The following is a 26,247-nucleotide window of genomic DNA, read 5'->3' as shown; positions in this document are numbered from 1 at the left end:
GGCGAGCGTATGCGACGGACGGAGCGCGGGCTGAAGGGGTGAAGGGGAGGGGGCGAAGTAGGGGAGGGGCTCAGCGCGAAAGGGGAGGGAGCCTCCGCGGCGGCGGGCTCCGGGCGTGACACCCCCGATCGCTTCCGGCCATACATACGTAATGATTTGGCAAAGCGGAAATGAAAGCCAAGATTCCGCTGTTCTCGCCCTTCGGAGGGCCCCTGTGCCCCTTCGAAGGCATGCCCTGATCGAGGAGGACCGGACGACGTGAGTCAGTACGTCTCTCGGCTCGGCTCCGCACGTGTGGCGCCGCGCATCAGGTTTCCCGGCGGCTTCAACGGATCACCTCGCAAGCCGCGCCGTATCGCGATGCTCTCCGTGCACACGTCCCCCCTCCACCAGCCCGGCACCGGCGACGCGGGCGGTATGAACGTCTACATCGTGGAGCTGGCCAAACGCCTCGCCGCGATCAATATCGACGTCGAGATCTTCACCCGGGCCACCACCGGCTCGCTGCCCCCCGCCGTCGAGCTGGCGCCCGGTGTCCTGGTCCGGCATGTCGACGCGGGGCCGTACGAGGGTCTGGCCAAGGAGGACCTGCCCGCCCAGCTCTGCGCCTTCACGCACGGCGTGATGCAGGCGTGGGCCGGTCAGCGCCCCGGCTACTACGACCTCGTCCACTCCCACTACTGGCTTTCGGGCCAGGTCGGCTGGCTCGCGGCGCAGCGCTGGGGCGTCCCGCTCGTCCACGCCATGCACACCATGGCGAAGGTCAAGAACGCCGCGCTCGCCGAGGGCGACACCCCCGAGCCCCCCGCCCGGGTCATCGGCGAGACCCAGATCGTCCACGCCTCGGACCGGCTGATCGCGAACACCGCGGAGGAGGCCGACGAGCTCGTCCGCTTCTACGAGGCCGACCCGGCGGCCGTCGCCGTTGTGCACCCCGGGGTCAACCTGGAGCGCTTCCGCCCCGCGGACGGCCGCGCCGCCGCCCGCGCCCGCCTCGGACTGCCGCAGGACGCCCTGATCCCGCTCTTCGCGGGCCGCATCCAGCCGCTCAAGGCCCCCGATGTGCTGCTGCGTGCGGTGGCCGAGCTCCTGGACCGCGAGCCCTCGCTGCGCACCCGGATGGTGGTGCCCGTCGTCGGCGGTCCCAGCGGCAGCGGGCTCGCCAAGCCGGAGGGCCTGCAGAAGCTGGCCGCGCGCCTGGGCATCGCGGATGTCGTACGGTTCCACCCGCCGGTCGGGCAGGACCAGCTCGCCGACTGGTTCCGGGCCGCGTCCGTACTGGTCATGCCCTCGTACAGCGAGTCCTTCGGCCTGGTCGCCATAGAGGCCCAGGCGGCCGGTACGCCGGTCGTCGCGGCGGCCGTGGGCGGCCTCCCGGTGGCGGTGCGGGACGAGGTCAGCGGCTTTCTGATCGCGGGGCACGACCCGAAGGCGTACGCACGGGCGATCGGCCGGTTCGCGGAGGCGCCCGAGCTGGTGGAGCGGATGGGCGCGGCGGCCGCCACGCACGCGCAGTCGTTCGGCTGGGACACGGCGGCGGCGGCGACCGCGGATGTGTACACGGCGGCGATGTGTGATCACCGGCGCCGCGCCCGCACCCACCACGGCTGAGCGCGCCCGCGAGGAGCCCGGCGCGTGGACGCGGCGCCGCTGTCCGTCCGATGGGCGAGGCGGGAGCCCGGTGCCGCTGTCGTACGGCGCCTGATGGCCTGATGCGGGGGCCCTGCGTGGCTGTCGTACGGCGGGCGACGTGGGGCCCGGCGTGGCGGTCGTACAGCGCCCGGCGTCGCTGCTGCCCGGCGGCCGATGCGTGGGGGCGGCGCCCCTGTCGTACGCTCGGCCCATGGCTGACGTACCCGACGAAACCGCAGCGGCGCAGGTCATCGAGGCGACCCTGAGCGAGGCCGGGCTCGAATGGGAGAGCCCGGAGCCCGGCGCCTACGTGGTGACGCTGCCCGGCACCCGCAAGCTGTCCACCACCTGTTCCCTGATCGTCGGGAAGCACTCCCTCTCCCTCAACGCGTTCGTCGTCCGGCACCCGGACGAGAACGACGCCGCGGTCCACCGCTGGCTGCTGGAGCGCAATCTGCGCCTCTTCGGCGTGAGTTACGCGATCGACTCGCTGGGCGACATCTATCTGGTCGGCAAGCTTCCGCTCTCCGTGATCACGCCGGACGAGCTGGACCGGCTGCTGGGTACCGTCCTCGAAGCGGCGGACGGTTCGTTCAACACGCTTCTGGAACTGGGCTTCGCCCGTGCGATCCGCAAGGAGCACGCGTGGCGGGTGTCGCGCGGCGAGTCCACGCGGAACCTCGACGCGTTCAGTCATCTGATTCAACGCCCGGCCGACAGCTGACACTTCCGGCGCTCCGGCCCGGGGGAATCCCCGAATTCCGGCGGTGCAGCGGTCTTTCGCCGTGCCGTCGCGCCATGCCATGCTCGCCGCCGACGCAGACATGAACGTCATTCACATGTATGAAAGGCGGTCGGGATCGTGGCGAGCATGGGGAACATCGGCAGACGCGGACTGCTCGGCAGCGCGGTGGCGGTCGCGGCCGCCGCGATGACCGGAGCGCTCGGCACCGGAAGGGCGCGGGCGGCGACCACCACCGCACCGGCAACGACCACCACCGCACCGGCAACGACCATCACCGGCCGCGCAACGACCACCACCGCACCGGCGGGAAGCGCCCCCGCCTCCGCGGCGGCGACCGAGCGTCCCGGAGGCCCGGTCCTCTGGCGGGAGTTCACCGCGGCCCCCTTCACCCACCCCCAGATCCCGTTCATCGGCCGGGCCGGCTACCGCGCGGGCTCGGACCTCCCCCGCCGCACCGCCCACGGCTTCGTCGCCGATGTCCGCCACTACGGAGCCCGGCCGGACGGCTCGGCCGACGCCGCACCCGCGATCAACCGTGCCATCGCCGCTGCCGGAGAGCGTGGCGGTGGCACGGTGCTCATCCCCGCCGGGACGTACCGCATCGACGACCTCATCCGTATCGGCCACAGCAATGTGGTGGTGCGCGGCGCGGGCAGTGGCCGCACCACGCTGCACGCCACCAGGAACCTCACCGAACTGATCGGTGTCTACGGCAGCCGCTACGGCGGCGACAAGTCCAGCTGGTCCTGGGCGGGCGGCCTCATCTGGCTCTGCCCCGAGGACCGTTGGACCGCGCTCACCGACGCGATCAGGGCCGCGGACTGGCCGTTCGAGGGCTGGACCGGCAACCGGCGGGACGAGTGGCGCACCCTGGCCACGGTCGCCCCCGCCCGCCGCGGCGACCGGATGATCACCGTCCACGACGCCCGCGGGCTCGGGCGCGGCGCGCTGGTCCTGCTCCGCCTCGCCGACGACCCCGCGCACACGCTGCTGGAACACATGGCGGGCGACGGCGCGGGCCCGGCGGCGTACCACTGGGACGACAAGACCAAGCTGACGTCGTACGTCCCCTACGAGTGGCCGGTCCGCGTCACCGCCGTACGCGGCCGCGAGATCACGCTGGAGCGCCCGCTCCCGCTCGATGTGCGCCCCGAGTGGGACCCCCGGCTGACCACCCTCGTCACCCCGCTCACCGGATCGGGCGTCGAGGGGCTCACGCTCGAAGCCGTGGAGACCGCGCAGTCGCCGCACCTGCTCGACAAGGGGTACAACGGCGTCGCCTTCCAGTGCGCGTACGACTGCTGGGCCGACGACATCACCGTCCGCCACGTCGACAACGGCTTCGGGCTGATCGGCGCGTCCGCCTGCACCCTGCGCCGTACGAGGGTGGAGGGCCGCGGCGCCCACCACCCCTACTACTGCCGCGAGGGCTCGCACGACAACCTGATCGAGGACTTCGCCATCGAGCGGCGCACGGTCCCCGCACCCGCGGGCACCCAACTGCACGGCATCAACGTCGAGGGCCTGTCCAGCTACAACGTCTGGTCCCGCGGGCGGATGGCGATGGGCACGTTCGACTCCCACCGGGGGATGCCGTTCGCCAATGTCCGTACGGACATCACCGTGAACAACAACGGGCGGCACGGCGGCGACGCCAGTGCCGGACCGCTCTTCGGCGCCAGGTTCACCCACTGGAACATCCGGGTGACCAACGGCAGGGCCGGGCTGGTGCGGATCGACGGCCTCGCCCCGTACAGCGCGACGGTCGGCATCAGCGAGGTGTCGGAGTTCGACCAGATCGACGTCCCCGACTTCACGGGCGACCTGCACACGCGGCTGGAGGGTTACGGGGGGCCGGAGTCGGTGCGCCCGCGCAATCTGTACGAGGCGCAGCGGCACCTGACGGGCTGAACCCGGAACGTACCGTGGTGCGGCCCTCACGGCGTCTGCACATGTTGATCACAGCAAAATTACGATCACGGCCGGTGGGCGGCCGATCCGCGATTCGGACAGGTGTCCGATCGTAGGCTGTGGCGTACTGCGGCGGTCTGTCCCGGTGCGCGTCGAACTGCCGCATCGGGCAGGGTCCGCTGCTCCATGAGACGGAGAGATGAACCCATGCGCGCCACTGCCGTACGCCGTACCGCCCTCGCCGCTTCCGTGGCGTCCCTGACGCTGCTGGCCACGGCGTGCGGCGGCTCGTCCGACTCCGACGGCAAGGGCGGCGCGAGCGGGGCCGGGTCCGGGTCCGGGTCCGGGGACAAGGGCAGTGCCGCGCCGAAGCCCGCCGTGAAGACGCTGACCGCCGCCGAGCTGGAGAAGGCATCGCTGGTCCAGGGCGATGTCAAGGGCAACAAGATCGCCAAGGCCGGCCCGGACGACCAGGTGAAGGCGGAAGGCGTCAAGGTCGACAAGAAGGAGTGCGAGCCCTTCGCCCATGCCTACCTCGGCGTGGAGCAGGGCGAGCCGGTCGCGCGCACCCAGCGCACCGCCGTCAGCGAGCCCAGGAAGACCGACAAGGGCACGTCGCTCGAAGACCTCGCGGAGATGCCGGAGGGCGATGCCGAGGACGCGTTCGCCGCGGCCTTCGACCTGACGTCCACGCTGGTCTCGCTCTCCTCCTACGAGGCTCAGGGCGCGCCCGAAACCCTGGCGGGCGTACGGGAGTCCGCGGCCGAGTGCGCCGGTGGATTCACCATCACGATGGACGGGGACACGCAGAAGATCGCCAAGCTCGTCGAGGAGAAGGTGACCGGCGGCGACGAGGCCATCGGCTGGACGGTGGTGAGCGAGAGCGACGGCAAGCAGGTCCCGTTCAAGCTGGTGGCGCTGCGGCAGTCGGGAACGTTCGCGACGTTCGTCTCCTTCAACCTCGCCGCGACCGGCGGCAGGGCCGAGGGCTTCGGGCTGCCGACCGCGATCGTGGCCGCGCAGGCGACGAAACTCTCCTGACCCGTGGCGCGTTCCCCTGCCCGGCTCCGGTTCAGGGCAGGGGGACGAGGCGGACGACGGTGACGGTCAGGACGGAACCGGACACGTAGTAGAGGACGATGGCGCCGAAGACCGTGGCCTCGCGCCGGTCGTGCTCGCGCTTGACGGCGGACGACCCGTGTCCGTACGGATCACTTCCCAGGGTGCGGGCCATCTCGTCCCGGAAGGACTCGCCGTCCCGCATCTTGGCCAGGGAGTCGTCGGCGGGCGGTGCGTAGGAGATGCGGAAGCTCAAGCGACGCTCCGCCTCTCGGCCTCGTCCTGCGCCAGCCGGTCCAGGATCTGTTCGGCCTCGGGATCGGGGACGGCCTCCAGCATCCAGTGCCGCATCACGGCCTGGATCTCGTGCACACCCGCCTCGTTGATGGCGCGGTCGAACTCCTCGCGTCTCTCCTCGGGCAGCGTGGCCCGGATGGCCGGAATGCTGTTGGGCACCTCGACTTCGGTGCCACCGACGAAGGTCTTCAGAGACTCGCCCATGATCGCTCTCCCCGATCTCCTTGCCCTTGACGCCTGGTTGGCCGCTCCCGCGCTGCGCGAACGTGAGGTGGGACACGCTATCGGTTGGGTGCGACATCCGGCCGAACGGCGGGGAAGCGTGTATGGCCGAGTGCTGCCTGCCGTTCGCCGACGGGCCCGACTGTCAGTGCCGGCCCGTAGGTTCGCCCCATGGCTGAGAAACCTAGTGACCTCTGGCGCCGACGTCTGGCCGAGGAGGCGACCGGAATCGCGACCGGCACCCTGGCTCCGGAACACGCGTACACGACGCAGCTCTTCCCCGAATCCCTCGTGACCGCCACGGGCACGACGCTGGACTCCTTCGAGACCGGCATACGCACCCTCAGCGCCCCCTCGGACGACGAGATCCTCGCAGCGGTCGAACGCGTGGTGCTCGCGCTGAACGCGGTCAACGAGGCTCATGGCGGCGCGGGTTACGAGACGGTGGAGCGCGAAATGCTCTGCGAGTACATCGACCTGACCCTCACCGAGAACGGCGTGGACGTCGCGGCCCTGGCCGAACGGAACGGGCTGGAACGGTACGAGATCACGGACGAGTGGCGCGACTGGTAGGCGACTCCTGACAGCACCTCACCCGCGTGGTCGCACCGCTACAGCGACACGGTGGCCCTGGCGCGCCGGTGGGGCAACCCGCGCCAGACCACCCAGAGGCTGACCAGTACCAGGACGGCTCCGCCCATGGGCCAGCCCAGGGAAGCACCGTCGCGGTAGTCCCTGATACCGATCGCCAGAAGAGCGAGGGACAGGGGCAGCCCCGCCCAGTCGAGTGCTCTGCTCAACCTCGTAGAAATCGAAGGCTCGTTCACGGCTTGATCCTGACAGGTGCTCACGCTCTCCACCACGGCCGGGGGCAGTGTCTGTCCGGGTCGGCCGTCAGCCGAACTCGACATCGGGCGCACCGGTCGAGGACGCGAGGGGAGGGTCACCACTCATCCCCACATGGCCATGCACGGAACGGTGTCCGGCAAACGCAACGAGCCCCCCACCCACGGATTCACGCGGGTGGGGGGCTCGTGAGCTGAAGGAGGTGCTGCGGGCTACTTCTTCTTGCCCTGGTTCTTCACGGCCTCGATGGCGGCCTTCGCCGCGTCCGGGTCGAGGTAGGTGCCGCCCGGGTTCAGCGGGCGGAAGTCGGCGTCGAGCTCGTAGGAGAGCGGGATGCCGGTCGGGATGTTGAGGCCCGAGATGTCCTCGTCGGAAATGCCGTCCAGGTGCTTGACCAGAGCGCGGAGGCTGTTGCCGTGGGCGGCGACCAGGACGGTCTTGCCGTCGAGGAGGTCCGGGACGATGCCGTCGTACCAGTACGGCAGCATGCGGACGACGACGTCCTTGAGGCACTCGGTGCGCGGGCGCAGCTCCGGCGGGATCGTCGCGTAGCGCGGGTCGTCGCTCTGCGAGAACTCGGTGCCGTCCTCAAGGGCGGGCGGCGGGGTGTCGTACGAGCGGCGCCAGAGCATGAACTGCTCCTCGCCGAACTCGGCGAGCGTCTGCGCCTTGTCCTTGCCCTGGAGGGCGCCGTAGTGGCGCTCGTTCAGCCGCCAGGAGCGGTGGACCGGGATCCAGAGGCGGTCCGCGGAGTCCAGGGCGAGCTGGGCGGTGCGGATCGCGCGGCGCTGGAGGGAGGTGTGCAGGACATCGGGGAGCAGACCGGCGTCCTTGAGCAGCTCACCGCCGCGGACTGCCTCCTTCTCGCCCTTTTCGGTGAGGTTGACGTCCACCCAACCGGTGAACAGGTTCTTCGCGTTCCATTCGCTCTCGCCGTGGCGGAGGAGGATCAGCTTGTACGGTGCGTCGGCCATGAGTCCGAGCGTAATCGAACCCTCCCGGCCTCCGCGCGCCCGGCCACAGGACGGACACGGGGGCGGAAACGGGGCCGGTCGCGGGTTGGAAACCGGGGCGGAACCGAGGCGGCGGCGGGGTGGTCGCGGCTGTCGGCCGAGGCGGCCTGAGCGGCCGGGCGCTGTGACGTTTGACGGTCGGCGTCAATCGAGTGGCGGCCCGGAACCCGCTCTTCGTAATGTTTGGATCGCCGCCGGGACTCTTACCGGTGACGCCCGTTCCGTACGTCCCCGGGGGGAACCCGCATGTCTGTCGCCGGTCTCAGAAGAGCCGCACACGAGAGCGTGTCCGGGCTGCCCAGGGAGTTCTGGTGGCTGTGGGTCAGCACGCTGGTCAACCGGCTAGGGGCGTTCGTCGCCACGTTCATGGCGCTGTACCTGACGCTGGACCGGGGCTACTCGGCCTCGTACGCCGGGCTCGTCGCCGCGCTGCACGGGCTCGGCGGGGTCGTCTCCTCGCTCGGTGCCGGGGTGATGACGGACCGGCTCGGGCGGCGGCCCACGATGCTGATCGCGCAGACCTCGACCGCCGTGTCCGTGGCGGTGCTCGGGTTCATGGAGCACCCGTTCGCCATCGCCGGTGTCGCCTTCCTGGTCGGTATGGCGAGCAACGCCTCGCGCCCGGCCGTTCAGGCGATGATGGCCGACATCGTCCGGCCCGAGGACCGGGTGCGGGCCTTCTCGCTCAACTACTGGGCCATCAACCTGGGCTTCGCGGTCTCCTCCGCCGGGGCCGGGTTCATCGCCGAGTACAGCTATCTGGCGGGCTTCGTCGGCGAGGCCGCGATGACCCTGTTCTGCGCCGTCGTGGTGTTCCTGAAGGTGCCGGAATCCCGGCCGGAGCGGGCACCCGCGACGAGCGGGGGAAAGCCGGGGACGGACGACGGCGTGCGGCTGGGGACCGTCCTGCGCGACGGGCGGTTCATGGGCGTCGTCGGGCTGTCGTTCCTGGTGTCGCTGATCTTCCAGCAGGGGTACGTGGGCCTGCCGGTGGCGATGGGCACGGACGGGCTCTCCAGCTCCGACTTCGGCACGGCCATCGCCGTCAACGGTGTGCTGATCGTGGTGCTCCAGATCCCCGTCACGCGCTTCATCGAGCACCGTGACCCGCGTCGCCTGCTGATCATCTCCTCGCTTCTCGCGGGGTACGGATTCGGGCTGACCGCGTTCGCCGGATCGGTCGCGGTGTACGCGCTGACGGTCTGCGTCTGGACCCTCGCGGAGATCGTCAACGCCCCGATCCAGACCGGCCTGGTCGTGCAGCTGTCGCCGGCTCAGGGGCGCGGTCGCTACCAGGGCATGTACACGATGTCGTGGTCGGTGGCCGCCCTCATCGCCCCGCTGATGTCCGGCATCGTGATCGACCACTACGGCGCCGCCTGGCTGTGGGGGACCTGCGCGGTGCTGGGCACGGTGGCGGCGCTCGGCTACTGGCTGCTGATGCGGAACCTGCCGCAGTCAGGAGCGGGGGAGGTCCCCACGGGCTCCGCCGCGCCGGTGCCGACGCCTGTGCCCGTGGCGGAGGCGGCCGTCCCGCCGGTGCCGGTGGGGGAGGCCGCCGCCGGGGGAGCGGCGAAGGATCTGGCCGCCGAGCAGACCGCCTGACGGCTTCGAGGCCCTCCGCCGGGCCTCCCGGACCTGCCCGCCCGGACCTGCCCGACCGGCCCGGACGCCCCGCCGCGGATGCCTCCGCCGCGGGGCGCCGTCCGTGTCCGGGACTCAGCCGGAGCAGCCACCGCACTGGCACGGGCCGCCGGACTGGCAGCCGCACCCGCAGCCCGAGCCGCAGCCGCAGGCGCCGAGCACGGTCAGGCGCACCACTTCGGTCGGTGTCTCCTGCTGGGGTTCGGTCGTGGGGGAATCGGCCATGGTCCCTCCTCAGGTCGTACGGCTGGGCGGCGTACGACAGGTACGCCGCCGCCGGTGACGTACGACAGGTGCGCACGCCGGGGACGTACGACATGGCGTGGCGCCCCCACCCCATTGCATGCCCACCCCGGCGGGCGCATCAACGGCGCACGCGCGCAGGACAAACGTGCGACGACCGCACTCCGGAGGCGCCCCGCACGCCCCGTCTCCGTATGGGACGGTCCGACAGGCCCCGTCCGTACGGGATGCTCCGACAGGCCCCATCCGTACGGGACGGTCCTACACGCCCTCCACCGGGGCCGCCGCCTGGATCTCGTCCGCGTGCTCACCCGTCACCAGGTAGACCACGCGCTTGGCGACCGACACCGCGTGGTCGGCGAAGCGCTCGTAGTAGCGGCCGAGCAGCGTCACGTCGACGGCCGTCTCGATGCCGTGCTTCCAGCGGTCGTCCATCAGGTGCTGGAACAGGGTGCGGTGCAGCAGGTCCATCTCGTCGTCGTCCTGCTCCAGTTGCATCGCCAGATCGACGTCCTTGGTGATGATGACCTCGGCGGCCTTGGCCATCAGCCGCTGGGCGAGCTGGCCCATCTCCAGGATCGTGGCGTGCAGGTCGTGCGGTACCGCGGAGTGCGGGAAGCGCAGCCGGGCCAGCTTGGCGACGTGCTGGGCGAGGTCGCCCGAACGCTCCAGGTCGGCGCTCATCCGCAGCGACGTGACCACGATCCGCAGATCGGTCGCCACGGGCTGCTGGCGGGCGAGCAGCGCGATGGCACGTGCCTCCAGGTCGTGCTGGAGGTCGTCGACCTTCTGGTCGGCGGCGATCACGGTCTCCGCGAGCTTGAGGTCGGCGTCGAGCATGGACGTGGTGGCGCGTCCGATCGCCGACCCGACGAGCCGGGCCATCTCGACCAGGCCCTCGCCGATCGAATCGAGTTCCTCGTGGTAAGCGTCGCGCATGAGAAATGTCTCCAGTTTCTTGGACCGTCCTGGGGCCGGGCTCTGGGCCGGCCCCCACGCTCCCACGGTGCGTGCGCAACGCGTCCTGATCCGGCCCCCGAAGTGAACCGGTCCTTGCTCCTCGGTGAACTCTGGGCGACGAGTGTTCGAGATGGCACCCGGATGGCTGGGAGAGTGTCGTCGCGCCCGCATAACCTTGAAGCATGGACGTGAACGCGGCGGTCGCCGCAGCTGCAGCGATCGCCGGGCTGTGTACCGGTGTGATCGCCATGCTGGCGTTCCGCTGGAGCGAGCGCGACCTGAAACGGCCCACGCGAACGTCCCTGCGGCCCGACGGCAATGCCGCACTGCCCCCGGGAGTGGACACGGTCCTCTCCGTGCTCAGTTCCTCCGCCGTCGTGCTCGACGAGAGCGACAGCGTCGTCAAGGCCAGCTCCGCCGCGTATGCGCTGGGCCTGGTAAGGGGCGGGCGCCTCGCCGTCGAGCCGATGCTCCACATGGCCAGGGACGCCCGGCGCGACGGCGAGATACGGCAGGTCGAGCTGGACCTGCCCCGGCGCGGGACGGGCCGGGGCGAGGCGCTCGCCGTCTCCGCCCGGGTCGCCCCGCTGGGCTCCCGGCTGGTGCTGCTGCTGGTGGAGGACCTCACCGAGGCCCGCCGCATAGAGGCGGTACGGCGCGACTTCGTCGCCAACGTCAGCCATGAGCTCAAGACGCCGACCGGGGCGCTCTCGCTGCTCTCCGAGGCCGTCATGGACGCCTCGGACGACCCGGAGGCGGTCGAGCGGTTCGCCGGGCGGATGCAGATCGAGGCGACCCGGCTGACCAACCTCGTCCAGGAACTGATCGACCTCTCCCGGGTGCAGAACGACGACCCGCTGGAGGACGCCGAACCGGTCCGGGTGGACGAGCTCGTCGCCGAGGCCATCGACCGCTGCCGCCAGCAGGCGGGCTCGAAGCAGATCACCATGGCCTCGGGCGGCACCGCGGACCTGTTCATATGGGGGAACCGCGGCCAGCTCGCGGCGGCGCTCGGCAACCTCGTCGAGAACGCCGTCAACTACAGTCCCGCCCGCACCCGCGTCGGTATCGCCGCCCGCCGCATCGCCGCACCCGGCGGGGATCTGATCGAGATAGCCGTGACCGACCAGGGCATCGGCATCTCCGAGAAGGACCGCGAGCGGGTCTTCGAGCGGTTCTACCGCGTCGACCCGGCCCGCTCCCGGGCCACCGGTGGCACCGGTCTCGGCCTCGCCATCGTCAAGCACGTGGCCGCCTCGCACGGCGGGGAGGTCACCGTCTGGAGCTCCGAGGGACAGGGCTCCACCTTCACCCTGCGGCTGCCCGAATCGGGCGTCGTACGGGAGCGCACCACCGGCGGACCGCTTATCGTCAATGGTGACGACGAGGGCCCGTACGAGACCGACACCTTTGAACCATTCCCCGCCCCGGAGGCTCTTCCGTGACCCGAGTGCTTGTCGTCGAGGATGAGGAATCCTTCAGCGACGCCCTGTCCTACATGCTGCGCAAGGAAGGCTTCGAGGTGGCCGTGGCGGCCACCGGCCCCGACGGTCTCGACGAGTTCGAGCGCAACGGCGCCGACCTCGTCCTGCTCGACCTGATGCTGCCGGGTCTGCCCGGCACCGAGGTGTGCCGCCAGCTGCGCGGTCGCTCCAACGTCCCGGTGATCATGGTCACCGCCAAGGACAGCGAGATCGACAAGGTCGTCGGGCTGGAAATAGGAGCCGACGACTATGTGACCAAGCCCTTCTCCTCGCGGGAGCTGGTCGCCCGCATCCGCGCCGTCCTGCGTCGCCGCGGCGAGCCGGAGGAGGTCGCCCCGGCCGCTCTGGAGGCCGGCCCGGTCCGGATGGACGTGGACCGCCACGTCGTCACGGTCTCCGGCGGCAAGGTCGACCTCCCGCTCAAGGAGTTCGACCTCCTGGAGATGCTGCTGCGCAACGCGGGCCGCGTACTGACCCGCATGCAGCTGATCGACCGCGTCTGGGGCGCGGACTACGTGGGCGACACCAAGACCCTCGACGTCCATGTGAAGCGCCTCCGCGCCAAGATCGAGCCCGACCCGGGTGCGCCGCGCTACCTGGTGACGGTGCGGGGCCTGGGGTACAAGTTCGAGCCGTAAACCGGCACCTGACACGTGTGATGTGTGAAGGGGCGCCTCCCGGCCGGGAGGCGCCCCTTCACGTGTACGCGGCTGCGTGGGTCAGTGACCCGTGGTCTGCGAGGTGGAGGCGGTGTCGCCGGGGGTGCCCGCACCGGTCGCGCCGTCCGACGGCGTGCCGGAGGTCGCGGAGCCCGTCGGCTCTCCCGGGGCCCGGGAGGTCCCGTCGGAGGCCGTCCGCGTCGGCTTCGGCGACGGCGTCGCGGGCAGCGAGCTCGGGCCGAATCCCTCGAAGAAGGTGGTCGCCGGGACGACGCTGGCGCCGAGCCCGATGTCGCCGGTCCGGCTGAGCTTGAAGACGACCTGCTGGACGTCGCCGTTCCGGGCGGCCTCGCGGCCGTTCTCGATCACGGCGGCGGCGTTGCCCTGGCCACCGATGACGACCCGGCCGCCGGCCGGGACCACGATCGGGCCCTTGCCCTCGGCGGCGTGCAGCTTCACCTCGGCGTTGGAGCCCGGCAGCGTGATGGTCTCCAGGACCTCGCGCTTGGTGGAGTCGTTGAAGAGTGTCGCCGCGACCACGGCCGGACCCTCGGCGTTGTGCTCGGGCTGCGTGATGACGTTGACGTTCTGGATCTTGATGGTGCCGACCGAGGTGGCCGCGTTGTCGGGCCTGATCTGGAGCGTCTGCGCGTCGTTGCCCGCGCTGCAGGCGGACATCGAGGCGATCGAGAACACGAGGGCAGTGGCGGCGAGAGCGCCGTGTCGAAGGCTGCGGCTCACGGCGGCGGCAACTCCTTGAACGTTCGGTCTGCGGGCTTCGGACTCTGCGGACGGCAAGGACGGGCGACGTAAAGCCGCCCTAAGTGTGTGTCAGCGAGGTCAGGCTACCGAGCCGCCGCTCCCGCCCCGCACCCGACCCGCCCCCTGGGGCTCACTGCCTCATGCCGCGACCCGTCCGGCACCGCTCCGACCTGCCCGCGCACCCCCGCGACCCGCCGACGCGGATTCGTAGTTCGTTCACATTACGGGGGTGATCAATTTCCCGGACCTTGGCGTATTCCTTACGCATAATCCGTGAGCGGGAGGGGTCGTTGATCGAATTCATTGGCCCTCGGCTCTTACCTCCGTACGGGTGATCGATCTCCGAACGGAGTACGGAAAGTTCACCATCTGGAATCCGGCAAAACGGGACGTTCGGCCCCTTCTGGAGGGGTTGCGGCGTGTGTAACGCGCGCGTTTCACCGTGGCCGCACAGTGGCTCCGACCTGCGAATACCGGCTTCCGGAAGCCTTCCGCAGCACGTTCGTGTTGCTGTTGTCAAGCCCCGAGATATGCCCTGACCTGCGAAAACGCCATTCAGGAGATGCTGTTCTCGTGTTACTCTGGATAGCCACGGAAGGGGTACCTGTCACATGACGTTCAAGGTTGGCGACACCGTGGTCTATCCCCATCACGGGGCCGCGCTGATCGAGGCTATCGAAACTCGCCAGATCAAAGGCGTGGACAAGACCTACTTGGTGCTCAAGGTCGCCCAGGGCGACTTGACGGTTCGTGTGCCGGCGGACAATGCGGAGTTCGTGGGCGTGCGCGACGTGGTCGGGCAGGACGGGCTGGACCGGGTCTTCGAGGTGCTGCGCGCACCGTATGCCGAAGAGCCGACGAACTGGTCCCGTCGCTACAAGGCAAATCTCGAGAAGCTCGCCTCCGGCGATGTCATCAAGGTCGCCGAAGTGGTGCGTGACCTGTGGCGCCGTGAGCGTGAGCGCGGTCTCTCCGCAGGTGAAAAGCGCATGCTCGCCAAGGCCCGCCAGATTCTGGTGAGCGAGCTCGCACTCGCGGAGAACACGAACGAGGACAAGGCCGAGGCCCTTCTCGACGAGGTCCTCGCGTCCTGAATCGGCTCGGGCCGGAACGGCTCGGATCGAAACGGTCGGACCGGATCGTCCCGGACTGAACCGGATCGGGTCATACCGATCGTAAGAATGTGTCGCGGTGCCCGTTGACCAGCCGTATATACGCTGTGTCGTCGGGCCCTGCGGCATGTTCGGACGCGGTTACCCGGAGGGGTGTGGCGACCGGACGGACGCGGTTACCGGTGCGTATTCCGGAACGAGCCGTTCACGGGGCCGACGGTCTGCGCGGAACACCTGATGCCGCCCGTGCCGGACGGTCATGAAGGTGCGCGACTTCCCTTTTCGGCCAAACCGCTACCACTCAATTCGGCCATGTCATGGGCAAAGCCTGCGCTGGTCCGCCCCCGCCGGTTGTTCCCGGCTACCGTCCCCCAGTAGCCGACCCCGAGCCGTACGGCGACCGACTCGACCGGGTGTCACGGAAGGGGCCCGGATCAAGTCAGGTCGTCACGCCCGGCTCGCTGGGGCCATACCCATGTCGGCCGTGGAAACAAACCTGCCGAAGCTTCGGAGTGCAACCGATGTCACCGATGTCACCGCTGCCTGATGAATCGCGTCCGCACCGCACCGCCGCGGTGATTCCCGCGGCCGGCCGGGGCGTGCGGCTCGGCCCGGGGGCGCCCAAGGCGCTCCGCGCGCTCAGCGGTACACCCATGCTGATCCACGCGGTCCGGGCGATGGCCGCCTCCCGTGCCGTCTCCCTGGTCGTCGTCGTCGCGCCGCCCGACGGCGCGCCCGAGGTCAAGAACCTGCTCGACGAACACGCCCTGCCCGAGCGCACCGACTACCTGGTGGTGCCGGGCGGCGACACCCGGCAGCAGTCCGTGGGGCTCGGCCTCGCCGCGCTGCCCGAGGACATCTCCGTCGTCCTGGTCCATGACGCGGCCCGGCCGCTGGTCCCGGTCGACACGGTCGACACGGTCATCGAGGCCGTACGCGACGGGGCGCCCGCCGTCGTCCCCGCGCTGCCGCTCGCCGACACCGTGAAGGAGGTCGAGCCCGGAGCGCCGGGGGAGCCGGAGCCGGTGCTCTCGACCCCCGTACGCGCCAGGCTGCGTGCCGTGCAGACGCCGCAGGGCTTCGACCGGGACACGCTGGTGCGGGCGCACGCGACGGTCGCCGTCGACGGCGAGGGCGCGACCGACGACGCGGGCATGGTGGAACAGCTCGGGGCGCCGGTCGTCGTCGTCCCCGGGCACGAAGAGGCGTTCAAGGTGACCCGGCCGCTCGATCTGCTGCTGGCCGAGGCGGTACTCGCACGCCGGAGGGCGAACGATGGCTTCTGAGAACCCCGCGGGTGCGCCCGCGGCCCCCGTGATCCCGCGCGTCGGGATCGGGACCGACATCCACGCCTTCGAAGAGGGCCGCGAGCTGTGGTGCGCGGGCCTGAAGTGGGAGGGCGAGGGCCCCGGCCTCGCCGGGCACTCCGACGCCGACGTCGTCGCGCACGCCGCCTGCAACGCGCTCTTCTCGGCCGCCGGCCTCGGTGACCTCGGGCAGCACTTCGGCACCGGTCGCCCCGAGTGGTCCGGCGCCTCCGGTGTCACGCTGCTCACCGAGGCGGCCCGGATCGTCCGGTCCGAGGGCTTCGAGATCGGCAATGTGGCCGTCCAGGTCGTCGGCGTACGGCCGAAGATCGGCAAACGGCGCGACGAGGCGCAGAAGGTGCTGTCCGCCGCCGCGGGCGCCCCCGTCTCGCTCTCCGCCGCGACCTCCGACGGGCTCGGGTTCACCGGGCGCGGCGAAGGCATCGCCGGGATCGCCACCGCCCTGGTCTACCGGGTGGGATGACCCGTCCGCCCGGCCGGGACCCGTGCACGCGCCGCTCACCACCCGCCTGACCTGCCGGTCCTCCCGGGCCCGCCCCTTGTTGCACATCGCTTGCACGTACGCTGGTACGGCAAGCGATGTGTACGGCGGCGATGTGCCGTACGAGGTGAGAGTGAGGGCCCGGTGGTGAGCACGACCACGGTGACGGCCGGTACGCCGACGACCGACGTGGACGGCTATGTCCTGCGGACCGCGCTGGTCCGCGCACCGGATCGCCCCGCGCACCGCGCTCGTCGCCGGGCTGGGGACCGTCGCCGCGGGATTCGCCGCCGTGCCGCTGACGCCGGGCGGGCCCGCCGGACTGCTGCCCGGTGCCGTACTGGTCGTCCTGCTCACCCTCGGGCCAGATGCTGCTGGTGCCCGCCGCCCGCGGGCTGGTCCCCGATCTCGTCGACGACCGGCGGCTCGGCCTCGCCACCGGGGCGCTGTCCTCCGTCTCCGGGCTCGCGGTCCTCGGCGGCAGCGCGGCCACGGGGGCGCTCCTCGGCGCCCCCGGCCCCGTCCTGTGGACGGTCCTCGCCGCCGTCCCGCTGATCGGTGCCGCACTGGCATTCACCCTTCCGGCGGGCCGGATCGGGAAGCAGCGGGGCTGACGCGTGGTTGGCGGGTAGGAGCGAATCCGACAGCCCGCCGGTACACAGGAGGACGTACGTCATGACCGCCGCACTCTCCGAGAACCTCAAGAACGTGCTCGACACGCCCGTTTTCGTCACCATCGCCACGATCCAGCCCGACGGCAGCCCGCAGGTTTCTCCCGTCTGGGTGAAGCGGGACGGCGACGACGTGCTGATCTCGACCACCGTGGACCGCCGCAAGGAGCAGAACCTGCGCCGCGACCCGCGCGTCACCGTGGTCGTGCAGCCCGCCGACAACCCGTACGCGTACGCGGAGATCCGCGGCACCGCGACCCTGACCACCGAGGGCGGCCAGGAACTGATCGACGAGCTGGCGTTGAAGTACAGCGGCAAGAAGTACGCGGAGTTCAACCCGAGCTCGGCCGACGACGCCGCCCGCGTGGTCGTGCGGATCACCCCGCGCAAGGTCGTCGGGCGCCTCTGAGACAGGGGCCGACGGCCTCCGCGACCCCGGTCCGGTCGCCTCCGGGCCCCGCTCGGGCCGGCTCCGGGACCCGGCCCGACGGCCTCCGCGGCACCGTTCCGACGGCCTCCGCGGCCCCGGTCCCGTACCTCGCGCGACCCGGAACCGCACATCCCAATATCAGAAAGTTGTCCCCGCGATCCCCAAGGGGTCGCGGGGCACTGGTGTTGGCCTACTACCCTTGAGGCGTGACTATTCGCCTGTATGACACCAGCGCCCGGCAGATCCGTGACTTCGTCCCGCTCACAGCGGGCTGTGTCTCGATCTACCTCTGTGGCGCCACTGTCCAGGCCGCCCCGCACATCGGGCACATCCGGTCCGGTCTGAACTTCGACATCATGCGCCGCTGGTTCGCCTACCGCGGCTACGACGTCACGTTCATCCGGAACGTCACCGACATCGACGACAAGATCATCAACAAGTCGGCCGAACAGGGCCGCCCCTGGTGGTCGATCGGCTACGAGAACGAGCGCGCGTTCAACGACGGCTACGACGCGCTCGGCTGCCTGCCGCCCACGTACGAACCGCGCGCCACCGGCCACATCACCGAAATGGTCGAGATGATGCGCGGCCTCATCGAGCGCGGCCACGCCTACGCGGCGGACGGCAACGTCTACTTCGACGTGCGGTCCTTCCCCGGCTATCTGGAGCTGTCCAACCAGGAGCTGGACGACCTGCGCCAGCCCACCGGCGACGGGGAGACCGGCAAGCGCGACCAGCGCGACTTCGCCATGTGGAAGGCCGTCAAGCCGGGCGAGCCCAGCTGGCCGACCCCGTGGGGCCGCGGCCGTCCCGGCTGGCACCTGGAGTGCTCCGCCATGGCGCACAAGTACCTCGGCACCGCCTTCGACATCCACGGCGGCGGCATCGACCTGATCTTCCCGCACCACGAGAACGAGATCGCCCAGGCCAAGGCCTTCGGCGACGAGTTCGCGAAGTACTGGGTGCACAACGGCTGGGTCACCATGTCCGGCGAGAAGATGTCGAAGTCGCTCGGCAACTCCGTGCTGGTCAGCGAGATGGTCAAGGCATGGCGCCCCATCGTGCTGCGCTACTACCTCGGCACCCCGCACTACCGGTCGATGATCGAGTACAGCGAGGAGGCACTGCGCGAGGCGGAGTCCGCGTTCGCGCGGATCGAGGGCTTCGCGCAGCGCGTCACCGAGAAGGCGGGGGAGACCGTACCCGCCGCCGCCGAGGTGCCGCCCGCCTTCGCCGAGGCGATGGACGACGACCTGGGCGTCCCGCAGGCCCTCGCGATCGTCCACACCACGGTCCGGCAGGGCAATTCCGCCCTCGCCGCCGACGACAAGGAAGCCGCCGTCGCCCGTCTGGCCGAGGTCCGGGCCATGCTCGGCGTCCTCGGCCTCGACCCGCTCGACCCGCACTGGGCGGGCGAGACCGACCGCGGCGAGGACCTGCACGGTGTCGTCGACACGCTCGTACGCCTCGTCCTCGACCAGCGCCAGTCGGCGCGCGCCCGCAAGGACTGGGCCGCCGCCGACGCCATCCGCGACCAGCTCAACCAGTCCGGCCTCGTCATCGAGGACAGCCCCAGCGGCCCCCGATGGACGCTCGGACCGCGCTGAACACCACCTCTTGGCACCGGCCTGACCGGCGCAAATGTGCCGCCCGGCCGTCCGGGCGGCACACTTTCATTACGTACGTACTTCTGAAGCAACGAAACAGGTAGGTCATGGCCGGGAACAGCCAGCGCAGGAACCGCCGCACGTCCAACAAGAAGGGCATGCAGGTCGGCAGCGGTGGCCAGCGACGCCGTGGTCTCGAAGGCAAGGGACCCACGCCGCCCGCCTCCGTCCGCAAGGGACACAAGAAGAACCGGGTCGCCAACGCCCAGGCCAAGCACGCCGCGGCCCGCCGCCCCGCGCCCCGGCGCGGTGGCGCCAAGGGCACCTCGGAGATGGTGGTCGGCCGTAACCCGGTCTACGAGGCCCTGCGCGACGGTGTGCCCGCGGTCACCCTGTACGTCCAGCAGTACATCGACAACGACGAGCGGGTCCGCGACTGCCTCAAGCTCGCGGGCGAGCGCGGCAACATCAACCTGATGGAGGCCCCGCGCCCCGAGCTCGACCGGATGACGAACGGCCTGAACCACCAGGGCATCGTCCTCCAGGTCCCGCCGTACGAGTACGCGCACCCGGAGGACCTCACCGCGGCCGCGTACGACAACAACGAGGACCCGCTGATCGTCGCCCTCGACGGCGTCACCGACCCGCGCAACCTCGGTGCGATCGTCCGCTCCGTCTCCGCGTTCGGCGGCCACGGTGTGGTCGTCCCCGAGCGCCGTGCGGCCGGGATGACCGCCGGTGCGTGGAAGTCCTCGGCCGGCACGGCCGCCCGTACGCCGGTCTCCCGCGTCACCAACCTGACCCGTGCCCTGGAGGGCTACCAGAAGGCCGGCCTCACCGTCGTGGGCCTGGCGGCGGACGGCGAGCACACGGTCGAGGACCTGGAGCAGCTGGCCGGTCCGGTCGTCATCGTCATCGGCAGCGAGGGCAAGGGCCTGGGCCGTCTCGTCGGCGAGACCTGCGACTACCGGGTCCGGATCTCGATGCCGGGCGGCGCCGAGTCGCTGAACGCCGGTGTCGCGGCCGGCATCGTGTTGTACGAGGTGGCGCGCCGCCGCGCGTAAGCCTCGGGTGCGCCGCCCGCGCTCTCCATGCGCCTCGTGCGCCCCGCTCGTTCCGTGCGCCCCGCGCTCCCCCCTCGCCGGAGGAGCGCGGGGCGCACGGAACGAGCGTGCGGCAGGGGCGAGCGGCGTTCGCGCGGGTGGTAACGGCTGTGACCTCCGGGTCAGTTGACGTGCGAGCGCCGAACACAGTTCCTAGATGCCCGAGTTTGGCCGGATCTTGACGGGTCTCGGACACATCGGGCCCGTCAAAGCAGTGTCCTATCCACACGTCACTCGGTTAGATGAGTGTGGACACCAGAACGCCTCGGTTCGACGAGCAACCCGCCCTGAGCATGACCAAGGTGGACAGCGACCCCGCGCAGGTCATCGTCAACCACGCCAGCTTCCGGGTGCAGCTCGCCCCGGGCCAGCGCGCACGGCTGCGCGGTGCCCCCGCGGGCACGGCCCGCGTCCCCGCCATGAGCGGCTCCGGCGGCCGCAGGCGGGCGCCCGTCGTCTGGAGCGGCAGATCGGCCCCCGGTGACCCGGGCGCGACCGGCCTCCTCCAGGCCGTACGCAACTCCACCGCCGGACAGCTCGACGTCGGCCCCGGCGGGCACGGCGGCCTCGGTGGGGAGTACGAGGACGGCCGCGGAGCCGTCGGGACGCAGGTCATCCCGCGCCTCGACGAGACCCAGCCCAACCCCGTACTGACCGCACCGCACCAGCCCGGACGCGGCAACGGGCCGCTGCTCCCGCCCATGCGGCAGGCCGTCGGGGCGTACGACCCGGTCGACATCGGGCCCGACGGGCCCGGAGGCGACGACGAGGAGTACGACGAGAGCCCCGCCGCCCGGGACCGCCGCCACGGCAACGACCCGGTCAAGCACGCCTATTACCCCGGCCGCCGGATGAACCTGGGGGTCGTGCTGCTCCCCATGCGCGTCCTGCTCGGCTTCATCTCCATCTACGCCGGCATGGGCAAGCTGTGCGACCCCGTCTACTTCGACGGCGGCGAGCGCGGCTCCATGGTCAAGTGGCTGACCTCGCTGCACCCCTGGGCGCTGGCCGAGCCCCTGCGCGACTTCGCCCTCTCCCACCCCGTCGGCGCCGGTCTGACCGTCGCCTTCCTCCAGGTCGTCGTCGGCGTCCTCACCGTCCTCGGCCTCTGGCAGCGCGTCGCCGCCTCCGTGGGCGCGCTGCTCTCCGCGGCTCTCCTGGTCACGGTCAGCTGGCGCACCGTCGCCGTCTACGACGCACCCGACATCATCATGCTGGCCACCTGGAGCCCCCTGATCATCGCGGGCGCGCCCGTCTACTCCGTGGACGCGCGCCTCGCCGGAGAGGCCTGGCGCCGGCTCGGCCCGCGCTCCGAGATCTGGGACCTGCGCCGCCGTGTGCTGCGGCGCGGCACCGTGGTCGCCACCGTGGTCGTCGGTCTCACGCTGCTGATCGGCTCCATGCTCGGCGGCGCCGTCCGCTCCACCGAGGTCGTCACGGTCCCGGGCCCGCACGACAACCCGACCAACCAGCTCCCCGGCATGCCGCTCCCCGGCGAATCCACCGGCGAGCGAAAGGCGTCCCGCACCCCGGACGGCCGGCGCCCCGAGCCCTCCAGTTCCGGCGCCGCCACGACCCCGTCCAGCAAGGAGTCCACGCCCGGCACGGACACCGTCCGCGAATCCGGGAGCGCCTCGGGGGCGGGCACCCAGCCCAGCCAGACCCAGGGCACGGGCCAGCGGCCCCCGCAGCAGACGACCCCGCAGCAGCCCCCGTCCACCAGCGCGGGTCCGACGTCCTCCGGCGGCACCGGCGGCGGCGGCTCCACGGGCGGCGGCTCGGACAGCGGCGGCGGCGGTTCGACCGGCGGCGACACCGGCGGCGGCTCCGGCGGGGCCGGCCGGAACCCGATCGGCGGCCTGCTCGGCTGAGCCGACCGGGAGAACGGACCGTACGTACGTCGGAGGGGCGGGCACCGATTCCGGTGCCCGCCCCTCCGAGGTGCTGCCTCCGCTTCCGGGGGCCTCGGTCCGCGCGGGCTCCTCGGGTCCGCGCCGTCCGCGTGCACCCGGACCGGGGCCGGTCCGCTCCCCGCTCCCTCTCAGCGGCTCCCTCAGCGGCTCCCTCAGCCCGCCTGAGCGCCCAGTTCCTTCGCCGCCTCGGTGAGGTCCTTCGCCGTGTCGATCGCCCGCCAGTAGGCCCCGTGCGGCAGGGGGTACCCGGCGAGGCTGCGCTCCCGGGCCAGCCGCGGGAACGTCGTCCGCTCATGGTCGCCCCGGTCGGGCAGCAGCCGCGTGAACGCGGGCGAGAACACGTACACACCGGCGTTGATCAGATACGGCGAGGGCGGCGACTCGATGAAGTCGGTGATGTGCCCGAACGCGTCCGTCTCCACGGCGCCCCAGGGAATCCGGGGCCGGGCCAGCGCCAGGGTCGCGGTGGCGTCGCGCTCGGCATGGAACGCGGCCATCTCGCGCAGGGAGAAGCGCGTCCAGATGTCGCCGTTGGTGGCGTACCAGGGCTGCTCCGGATCGGGCAGCCGGGCCGCCGCGTACTTCAGGCCACCGCCGCGGCCGAGCGGCTCCGTCTCGACGACGGTCGTGACGCGCAACGGCAGATCGGCCGAGGCCAGCCACTCCTGGAGCACCTCGGCGAGGTGGCCGCACGAGACCACGGCGTCGGTGACGCCCTCGGCGGCCAGCCAGGAAAGCTGATGGCCGATGATCGGGGTCCCGGTTCCCGGGATCTCGACCATCGGCTTGGGGCGGTCATCGGTGTACGGGCGCAGCCGCGAGCCCTGGCCACCCGCCAGGATCACCGCCTGCGTCGGATACGTATGCATGGCAGGCACGATATGCGGTGCCTGCCATGTCCCGCTCAGCTGAACTGTGCGACGCCGGACGCGAACGAGGTGTCGCAGACCGGGCGGGAGAAGCGGTGGGCGCGCGTCGGGCCGTACTGTTCGACGGCTGCCTTCCCGAGCGCCTTGGCGATCGACATGCAGTGCTGGGCGAGCGAGGGGCGCGCTTCGACGGCGCGCTGGAGGTCCGTGAGGGCCGCCGCAGGGTCCTTCTCCTGGAGTTCCACGAGCAGCTTGTCGCGCAGTACGTCCTGCGCGGCGCGCGGCTTGGCGCGCTTGGAGACGGTCTCCGATGCGGCGGCCAGCAACGGGGATTCGTTGTTCTGCGCCGCCCAGGGAACGCGGGTCACCGCGAGGGTTCCGGAGAGAACCATGACGACGGGCAGGACGAGAGCGAGAGTTCGGCCGATTCGGCGCGCGGTGTGGGTCACGCAGGCGAGCGTAGCGGGCGGTGATGAATTGACGACATTCCGTCACCCTCGCGGGGGATGGTTCGACGTGGTCATTCGAATCACCGGTTGACGGGAAGGGTTGAAATGTCCTGTCTGGCGCGGTATTCGGTGACGTCCATGATCGAAACGCAAAACATGTGCCGCGCCATGCAAACGGCCCCGCACCCTCGAAGGATGCGGGGCCGTGCGTACGGCGGGGCGATCAGCCGGTGAGGCGCTCACCGGTCGAGGTCGCGAAGACGTGCAGCTCGTCCGGGCGCGGGACGACGTGCAGCTTGGTGCCCTTCTCCGGGACGGCGCGGCCACCGACGCGGACGACCAGGTCCTTGTGCTCGCCACCGACCTGGGCGGCACCGTAGACGAAGCCGTCGGCGCCGAGCTCCTCGACGACGTTGACCGAGACGGCCAGGCCGGCCGGGGCGTCCGAGGAGTCCTTGGTGAGGGTCTTCGCGGCGGCGCCACCGTGCTCGACGATGTCGAAGTGCTCGGGGCGGATACCGACCGTGACGGTCGTGTCGCCGCGGTCCGCGGCGGCGGTGAGCGCCTCACGGGAGACCGGGACGACGCTGTTGCCGAACTTCACGCCACCGTCGGTGATCGGGACCTCGATCAGGTTCATGGCGGGGGAGCCGATGAAGCCGGCCACGAAGAGGTTCGCCGGGCGGTCGTACATGTTGCGCGGCGAGTCGACCTGCTGGAGCAGCCCGTCCTTGAGGACCGCGACCCGGTCGCCCATGGTGAGGGCCTCGACCTGGTCGTGGGTGACGTACACGGTGGTGATGCCGAGGCGGCGCTGGAGCGACGCGATCTGCGTACGGGTCGAGACACGGAGCTTGGCGTCGAGGTTCGACAGCGGCTCGTCCATGAGGAAGACCTGCGGCTCACGCACGATGGCGCGGCCCATCGCGACACGCTGACGCTGACCACCGGAGAGCGCCTTCGGCTTGCGGTCCAGGTAGTCGGTGAGGTCCAGCATCTTGGCGGCCTCTTCGACCTTCGCCCGGATGTCGGTCTTGTTCACACCGGCGATCTTGAGCGCGAAGCCCATGTTGTCCGCGACGGACATGTGCGGGTACAGCGCGTAGTTCTGGAACACCATGGCGATGTCCCGGTCCTTCGGCGGCAGGTGTGTGACGTCGCGGTCACCGATGCGGATCGCACCGCCGTTGACGTCCTCAAGACCCGCGAGCATGCGCAGGGAGGTCGACTTGCCACAACCGGAGGGACCGACGAGGACGAGGAACTCACCGTCCGCGATGTCGATCTCAAGCTGGTCCACGGCCGGCTTCGTGGAGCCGGGGTAGACGCGGGACGCCTTGTCGAACGTGACACTGGCCATGCTGGATCTTCTCCTCCACCGGCAGGAACGTGCCGGACGGTCCGAGTAAGGGAGTGGTTTGGTCCACTTGAGTGAACCTGATGTGACGCTACCTGGCGTTTTCGGATCTGTCAGTAGTCCAAGGCGCCGGGAATATCTCGTCCGGTCACCACGCCGGGTTGGTTACACTGCTCCGGCACGCCTCCTTAGCTCAGTTGGCCAGAGCAACGCACTTGTAATGCGTAGGTCGTCGGTTCGAATCCGACAGGGGGCTCACGGGAAGCCCAGGTCAGACAGTGTCTGACCTGGGCTTTTGTGTTTTTCAAGATCAATTCACGACGGTGAGGCACCCTTTTCGAGGCACCATGATCGCCCCCGGTGGACAACCGGTGGACAGGCGTGCAGCGAGCGTGCGGAGCGGTGGACGAGCTGGTGGTTGCCGACAGGCGATGAAAGGTCGGTAGCCGGGGCACGTCCGCGCTTCACCGAGGGCACGTGGCCCGGGAGCGCTCTTGGGGGGGTTTCATAAACCGGGCGACCTCTGGCGGCGGCTGATGGAGAATCGGCAGGCCGGACATCGCTATGGAGGAACCAGTCGTGAACGTGATGCGCTTCGACGCGGAGGCTGGGGAGTTCGCCCTCGGAGTCCGGGAGGAGAGCGTGCAGCTTCTCAGGGGCATGGGAACGATCTGCCTCCAGATGGGTCTGGAGGTGAAGGCTCCAGTGGCCTCGAAGGCCGGCAGGTTCCTGGCGCTGCAGGCCGACCTCTACGCCATCCGGAACCCGTACGAGCGGACACTGGTCGGGCGGGTGACGGAGATGCTCCCGTTCACCCCCGAGACCGGCGTCGAGCGCCCGGTCCTGAAGTTCCTCATCACCTCGGCCCAGCTCCATGCCATAAACGAGGCGCGCGACGGAGACCTCCGGATGGAGCTGGAGGCCACCGGCACGCTTCCCCAGGCCCCCGGCTACCCCGGTAGCACGACGGAGGTGCTGCACTTCAGCGTCGCCAAGAGCCGCTGGATCGACCAGGTCAACGCACTCGGCCCCTCCGTCGTCTTCGAGATGCAGGTCCCGTTCCCGCTGGAGGACGACCCCCGCGCCGAACCCGCCCAGCACTTGCGCTCCGCGCAACGTCGGCTCCTCGACAACGACATCGACGGCGCGATCCTGGAAGCCCGCCGAGCCCTGGAGTGGGTCAAGCTCCACAGCGGGTGGACCTGGCCCCTCAACAAGGATCCCCGCCGGCGCGGGCAGGACGAGCGATGGGCGGCGATTCGCACGGCCGTGGAGGATCAGGCCAGCGGATCGGTGCATGCGGACGCGGTCACATCGACGTTCACGTACAGCCGGGACGAGGCCAATGCGCTGATCGCCATCGCCGCAGCGCTGCTGACGGTCGTGGGCCCGCCCATCTGAGCCCTGCGGCCCAGGGCGACACCAGGATCGGTCCCAGTACAGCCGGAAC

Annotated in this window: 26 protein-coding genes, 1 tRNA gene and 1 pseudogene; 18 read left to right on the top strand and 10 right to left on the bottom strand. The window is 70.7% G+C overall.

Features of this window, described 5'->3' with window-relative positions; all coding sequences use genetic code 11:
- Window positions 1-258 precede the first annotated feature (258 nt).
- The 4 genes from mshA to A6A29_RS14285 all read left to right on the top strand — a co-directional run bounded on the left by mshA (window position 259) and on the right by A6A29_RS14285 (window position 5,329).
- Window positions 259-1,611 carry a D-inositol-3-phosphate glycosyltransferase gene (mshA, locus tag A6A29_RS14300; protein WP_073720449.1) on the top strand — a complete coding sequence of 451 codons (1,353 nt, stop codon included), beginning with the start codon at window positions 259-261 and terminating at the stop codon, window positions 1,609-1,611.
- Between the two features lie 232 nt (window positions 1,612-1,843).
- Window positions 1,844-2,356: a YbjN domain-containing protein gene (locus A6A29_RS14295; protein WP_073720448.1), complete on the top strand. Its 513-nt coding sequence runs from the start codon at window positions 1,844-1,846 to the stop codon at window positions 2,354-2,356.
- A gap of 147 nt (window positions 2,357-2,503) precedes the next feature.
- Window positions 2,504-4,288 carry a glycoside hydrolase family 55 protein gene (locus tag A6A29_RS14290; RefSeq protein ID WP_241838468.1) on the top strand — a complete coding sequence of 595 codons (1,785 nt, stop codon included), beginning with the start codon at window positions 2,504-2,506 and terminating at the stop codon, window positions 4,286-4,288.
- 207 nt (window positions 4,289-4,495) lie between these two features.
- Window positions 4,496-5,329, top strand: a complete 834-nt coding sequence (locus A6A29_RS14285) for a hypothetical protein (protein ID WP_073720447.1) — start codon at window positions 4,496-4,498, stop codon at window positions 5,327-5,329.
- Between the two features lie 31 nt (window positions 5,330-5,360).
- Here A6A29_RS14285 and A6A29_RS14280 read toward each other — a convergent pair whose 3' ends face one another.
- Window positions 5,361-5,603, bottom strand: a complete 243-nt coding sequence (locus A6A29_RS14280) for a hypothetical protein (protein WP_073720446.1) — start codon at window positions 5,601-5,603, stop codon at window positions 5,361-5,363.
- Window positions 5,600-5,848 (bottom strand): hypothetical protein, encoded by a 249-nt coding sequence (locus A6A29_RS14275; protein WP_073720445.1) that lies wholly within the window; start codon window positions 5,846-5,848, stop codon window positions 5,600-5,602. Before A6A29_RS14275 ends, A6A29_RS14280 begins: the two co-directional genes overlap by 4 nt.
- A gap of 189 nt (window positions 5,849-6,037) precedes the next feature.
- Between A6A29_RS14275 and A6A29_RS14270 the strand changes: the two genes are divergently transcribed.
- A complete protein-coding gene (locus A6A29_RS14270) occupies window positions 6,038-6,439 on the top strand; it encodes a hypothetical protein (protein ID WP_073720444.1) in 402 nt (133 codons plus the stop codon).
- A 38-nt stretch (window positions 6,440-6,477) separates the two neighbouring features.
- On the opposite strand, the gene A6A29_RS14265 is transcribed toward A6A29_RS14270, so the two are convergent.
- A complete protein-coding gene (locus A6A29_RS14265; RefSeq protein WP_241838464.1) occupies window positions 6,478-6,666 on the bottom strand; it encodes a hypothetical protein in 189 nt (62 codons plus the stop codon).
- A 258-nt stretch (window positions 6,667-6,924) separates the two neighbouring features.
- On the bottom strand, window positions 6,925-7,686 hold the full coding sequence (locus A6A29_RS14260) for a phosphoglyceromutase (RefSeq protein ID WP_073720442.1): 762 nt from the start codon (window positions 7,684-7,686) through the stop codon (window positions 6,925-6,927).
- A 285-nt stretch (window positions 7,687-7,971) separates the two neighbouring features.
- Between A6A29_RS14260 and A6A29_RS14255 the strand changes: the two genes are divergently transcribed.
- On the top strand, window positions 7,972-9,330 hold the full coding sequence (locus A6A29_RS14255) for an MDR family MFS transporter (protein WP_073720441.1): 1,359 nt from the start codon (window positions 7,972-7,974) through the stop codon (window positions 9,328-9,330).
- Window positions 9,331-9,444: 114 nt separating this feature from the next.
- Here A6A29_RS14255 and A6A29_RS45795 read toward each other — a convergent pair whose 3' ends face one another.
- Together A6A29_RS45795 and phoU are read right to left on the bottom strand one after the other, a co-directional pair.
- On the bottom strand, window positions 9,445-9,594 hold the full coding sequence (locus A6A29_RS45795; RefSeq protein ID WP_198953066.1) for a hypothetical protein: 150 nt from the start codon (window positions 9,592-9,594) through the stop codon (window positions 9,445-9,447).
- A gap of 279 nt (window positions 9,595-9,873) precedes the next feature.
- Complete coding sequence (phoU, locus tag A6A29_RS14250; protein ID WP_073720440.1) at window positions 9,874-10,551, bottom strand: phosphate signaling complex protein PhoU; 678 nt, start codon at window positions 10,549-10,551, stop codon at window positions 9,874-9,876.
- 203 nt (window positions 10,552-10,754) lie between these two features.
- On the opposite strand from phoU, the gene A6A29_RS14245 reads away from it, so the two are divergent.
- Window positions 10,755-12,017 carry a sensor histidine kinase gene (locus tag A6A29_RS14245; protein WP_073720439.1) on the top strand — a complete coding sequence of 421 codons (1,263 nt, stop codon included), beginning with the start codon at window positions 10,755-10,757 and terminating at the stop codon, window positions 12,015-12,017.
- Window positions 12,014-12,694 carry a response regulator transcription factor gene (locus tag A6A29_RS14240; protein WP_073720438.1) on the top strand — a complete coding sequence of 227 codons (681 nt, stop codon included), beginning with the start codon at window positions 12,014-12,016 and terminating at the stop codon, window positions 12,692-12,694. Before A6A29_RS14245 ends, A6A29_RS14240 begins: the two co-directional genes overlap by 4 nt.
- An 81-nt stretch (window positions 12,695-12,775) precedes the next feature.
- On the opposite strand, the gene A6A29_RS14235 is transcribed toward A6A29_RS14240, so the two are convergent.
- Window positions 12,776-13,456 (bottom strand): DUF461 domain-containing protein, encoded by a 681-nt coding sequence (locus tag A6A29_RS14235; RefSeq protein ID WP_073720437.1) that lies wholly within the window; start codon window positions 13,454-13,456, stop codon window positions 12,776-12,778.
- Window positions 13,457-14,088: 632 nt separating this feature from the next.
- On the opposite strand from A6A29_RS14235, the gene A6A29_RS14225 reads away from it, so the two are divergent.
- The 8 genes and pseudogenes from A6A29_RS14225 to A6A29_RS14190 all read left to right on the top strand — a co-directional run bounded on the left by A6A29_RS14225 (window position 14,089) and on the right by A6A29_RS14190 (window position 22,080).
- Window positions 14,089-14,571 (top strand): CarD family transcriptional regulator, encoded by a 483-nt coding sequence (locus A6A29_RS14225; RefSeq protein ID WP_003953493.1) that lies wholly within the window; start codon window positions 14,089-14,091, stop codon window positions 14,569-14,571.
- A 539-nt stretch (window positions 14,572-15,110) separates the two neighbouring features.
- Window positions 15,111-15,875, top strand: coding sequence for a 2-C-methyl-D-erythritol 4-phosphate cytidylyltransferase (gene ispD, locus A6A29_RS14220; protein ID WP_198953065.1), 765 nt, complete (start codon window positions 15,111-15,113; stop codon window positions 15,873-15,875).
- Window positions 15,865-16,380: a 2-C-methyl-D-erythritol 2,4-cyclodiphosphate synthase gene (gene ispF, locus A6A29_RS14215; protein WP_073720435.1), complete on the top strand. Its 516-nt coding sequence runs from the start codon at window positions 15,865-15,867 to the stop codon at window positions 16,378-16,380. Before ispD ends, ispF begins: the two co-directional genes overlap by 11 nt.
- 232 nt (window positions 16,381-16,612) lie before the next feature.
- Window positions 16,613-17,012 (top strand): annotated as a pseudogene (locus A6A29_RS14210) (MFS transporter); the annotation flags it as partial.
- A 61-nt stretch (window positions 17,013-17,073) separates the two neighbouring features.
- Window positions 17,074-17,478 (top strand): PPOX class F420-dependent oxidoreductase, encoded by a 405-nt coding sequence (locus A6A29_RS14205; RefSeq protein WP_073720434.1) that lies wholly within the window; start codon window positions 17,074-17,076, stop codon window positions 17,476-17,478.
- 227 nt (window positions 17,479-17,705) lie between these two features.
- On the top strand, window positions 17,706-19,106 hold the full coding sequence (gene cysS / locus A6A29_RS14200) for a cysteine--tRNA ligase (RefSeq protein WP_073720433.1): 1,401 nt from the start codon (window positions 17,706-17,708) through the stop codon (window positions 19,104-19,106).
- 107 nt (window positions 19,107-19,213) lie between these two features.
- On the top strand, window positions 19,214-20,170 hold the full coding sequence (rlmB, locus tag A6A29_RS14195) for a 23S rRNA (guanosine(2251)-2'-O)-methyltransferase RlmB (protein WP_073720432.1): 957 nt from the start codon (window positions 19,214-19,216) through the stop codon (window positions 20,168-20,170).
- 281 nt (window positions 20,171-20,451) lie between these two features.
- A complete protein-coding gene (locus A6A29_RS14190) occupies window positions 20,452-22,080 on the top strand; it encodes a DoxX family membrane protein (protein WP_241838463.1) in 1,629 nt (542 codons plus the stop codon).
- A 194-nt stretch (window positions 22,081-22,274) separates the two neighbouring features.
- Here A6A29_RS14190 and A6A29_RS14185 read toward each other — a convergent pair whose 3' ends face one another.
- The 3 genes from A6A29_RS14185 to A6A29_RS14175 form a co-directional block, all read right to left on the bottom strand.
- A complete protein-coding gene (locus tag A6A29_RS14185) occupies window positions 22,275-22,991 on the bottom strand; it encodes a nucleotidyltransferase family protein (protein WP_073720430.1) in 717 nt (238 codons plus the stop codon).
- A gap of 35 nt (window positions 22,992-23,026) precedes the next feature.
- Entirely contained in the window at window positions 23,027-23,440 is a 414-nt protein-coding gene (locus A6A29_RS14180) for a hypothetical protein (RefSeq protein ID WP_073720429.1), read from the bottom strand.
- Between the two features lie 223 nt (window positions 23,441-23,663).
- The gene (locus tag A6A29_RS14175) at window positions 23,664-24,800 is read right to left on the bottom strand and encodes an ABC transporter ATP-binding protein (RefSeq protein ID WP_073720428.1); all 1,137 of its coding nucleotides are present in this window, start codon (window positions 24,798-24,800) and stop codon (window positions 23,664-23,666) included.
- A gap of 179 nt (window positions 24,801-24,979) precedes the next feature.
- Between A6A29_RS14175 and A6A29_RS14170 the strand changes: the two genes are divergently transcribed.
- Window positions 24,980-25,053 (top strand) — tRNA-Thr (locus tag A6A29_RS14170).
- Between the two features lie 323 nt (window positions 25,054-25,376).
- Complete coding sequence (locus tag A6A29_RS14165; RefSeq protein WP_073720427.1) at window positions 25,377-26,198, top strand: hypothetical protein; 822 nt, start codon at window positions 25,377-25,379, stop codon at window positions 26,196-26,198.
- Window positions 26,199-26,247 lie beyond the last annotated feature (49 nt).

Origin of the sequence: Streptomyces sp. TSRI0281, assembly GCF_001905125.1 — a bacterium.
Taxonomy (GTDB): domain Bacteria; phylum Actinomycetota; class Actinomycetes; order Streptomycetales; family Streptomycetaceae; genus Streptomyces.
Note: the sequence above shows the minus strand (reverse complement) of the source record. Positions and strands in the feature narration are given on the sequence as shown.

What these genes read in the sequence shown, in the direction of transcription:
- A6A29_RS14255 (WP_073720441.1), top strand. Translation starts at nt 7,972, where the DNA reads ATGTCTGTCGCCGGTCTCAGAAGAGCCGCACACGAGAGCGTGTCCGGG.
- A6A29_RS14190 (WP_241838463.1), top strand. Translation starts at nt 20,452, where the DNA reads ATGAGTGTGGACACCAGAACGCCTCGGTTCGACGAGCAACCCGCCCTG.
- A6A29_RS14285 (WP_073720447.1), top strand. Translation starts at nt 4,496, where the DNA reads ATGCGCGCCACTGCCGTACGCCGTACCGCCCTCGCCGCTTCCGTGGCG.
- phoU (WP_073720440.1), bottom strand. Translation starts at nt 10,551, where the DNA reads ATGCGCGACGCTTACCACGAGGAACTCGATTCGATCGGCGAGGGCCTG.
- A6A29_RS14245 (WP_073720439.1), top strand. Translation starts at nt 10,755, where the DNA reads ATGGACGTGAACGCGGCGGTCGCCGCAGCTGCAGCGATCGCCGGGCTG.
- A6A29_RS14295 (WP_073720448.1), top strand. Translation starts at nt 1,844, where the DNA reads ATGGCTGACGTACCCGACGAAACCGCAGCGGCGCAGGTCATCGAGGCG.
- A6A29_RS45795 (WP_198953066.1), bottom strand. Translation starts at nt 9,594, where the DNA reads ATGGCCGATTCCCCCACGACCGAACCCCAGCAGGAGACACCGACCGAA.
- A6A29_RS14185 (WP_073720430.1), bottom strand. Translation starts at nt 22,991, where the DNA reads ATGCATACGTATCCGACGCAGGCGGTGATCCTGGCGGGTGGCCAGGGC.
- A6A29_RS14275 (WP_073720445.1), bottom strand. Translation starts at nt 5,848, where the DNA reads ATGGGCGAGTCTCTGAAGACCTTCGTCGGTGGCACCGAAGTCGAGGTG.
- A6A29_RS14260 (WP_073720442.1), bottom strand. Translation starts at nt 7,686, where the DNA reads ATGGCCGACGCACCGTACAAGCTGATCCTCCTCCGCCACGGCGAGAGC.
- A6A29_RS14205 (WP_073720434.1), top strand. Translation starts at nt 17,074, where the DNA reads ATGACCGCCGCACTCTCCGAGAACCTCAAGAACGTGCTCGACACGCCC.
- ispF (WP_073720435.1), top strand. Translation starts at nt 15,865, where the DNA reads ATGGCTTCTGAGAACCCCGCGGGTGCGCCCGCGGCCCCCGTGATCCCG.
- rlmB (WP_073720432.1), top strand. Translation starts at nt 19,214, where the DNA reads ATGGCCGGGAACAGCCAGCGCAGGAACCGCCGCACGTCCAACAAGAAG.
- A6A29_RS14270 (WP_073720444.1), top strand. Translation starts at nt 6,038, where the DNA reads ATGGCTGAGAAACCTAGTGACCTCTGGCGCCGACGTCTGGCCGAGGAG.
- ispD (WP_198953065.1), top strand. Translation starts at nt 15,111, where the DNA reads ATGTCACCGATGTCACCGCTGCCTGATGAATCGCGTCCGCACCGCACC.
- A6A29_RS14225 (WP_003953493.1), top strand. Translation starts at nt 14,089, where the DNA reads ATGACGTTCAAGGTTGGCGACACCGTGGTCTATCCCCATCACGGGGCC.
- A6A29_RS14175 (WP_073720428.1), bottom strand. Translation starts at nt 24,800, where the DNA reads ATGGCCAGTGTCACGTTCGACAAGGCGTCCCGCGTCTACCCCGGCTCC.
- A6A29_RS14290 (WP_241838468.1), top strand. Translation starts at nt 2,504, where the DNA reads ATGGGGAACATCGGCAGACGCGGACTGCTCGGCAGCGCGGTGGCGGTC.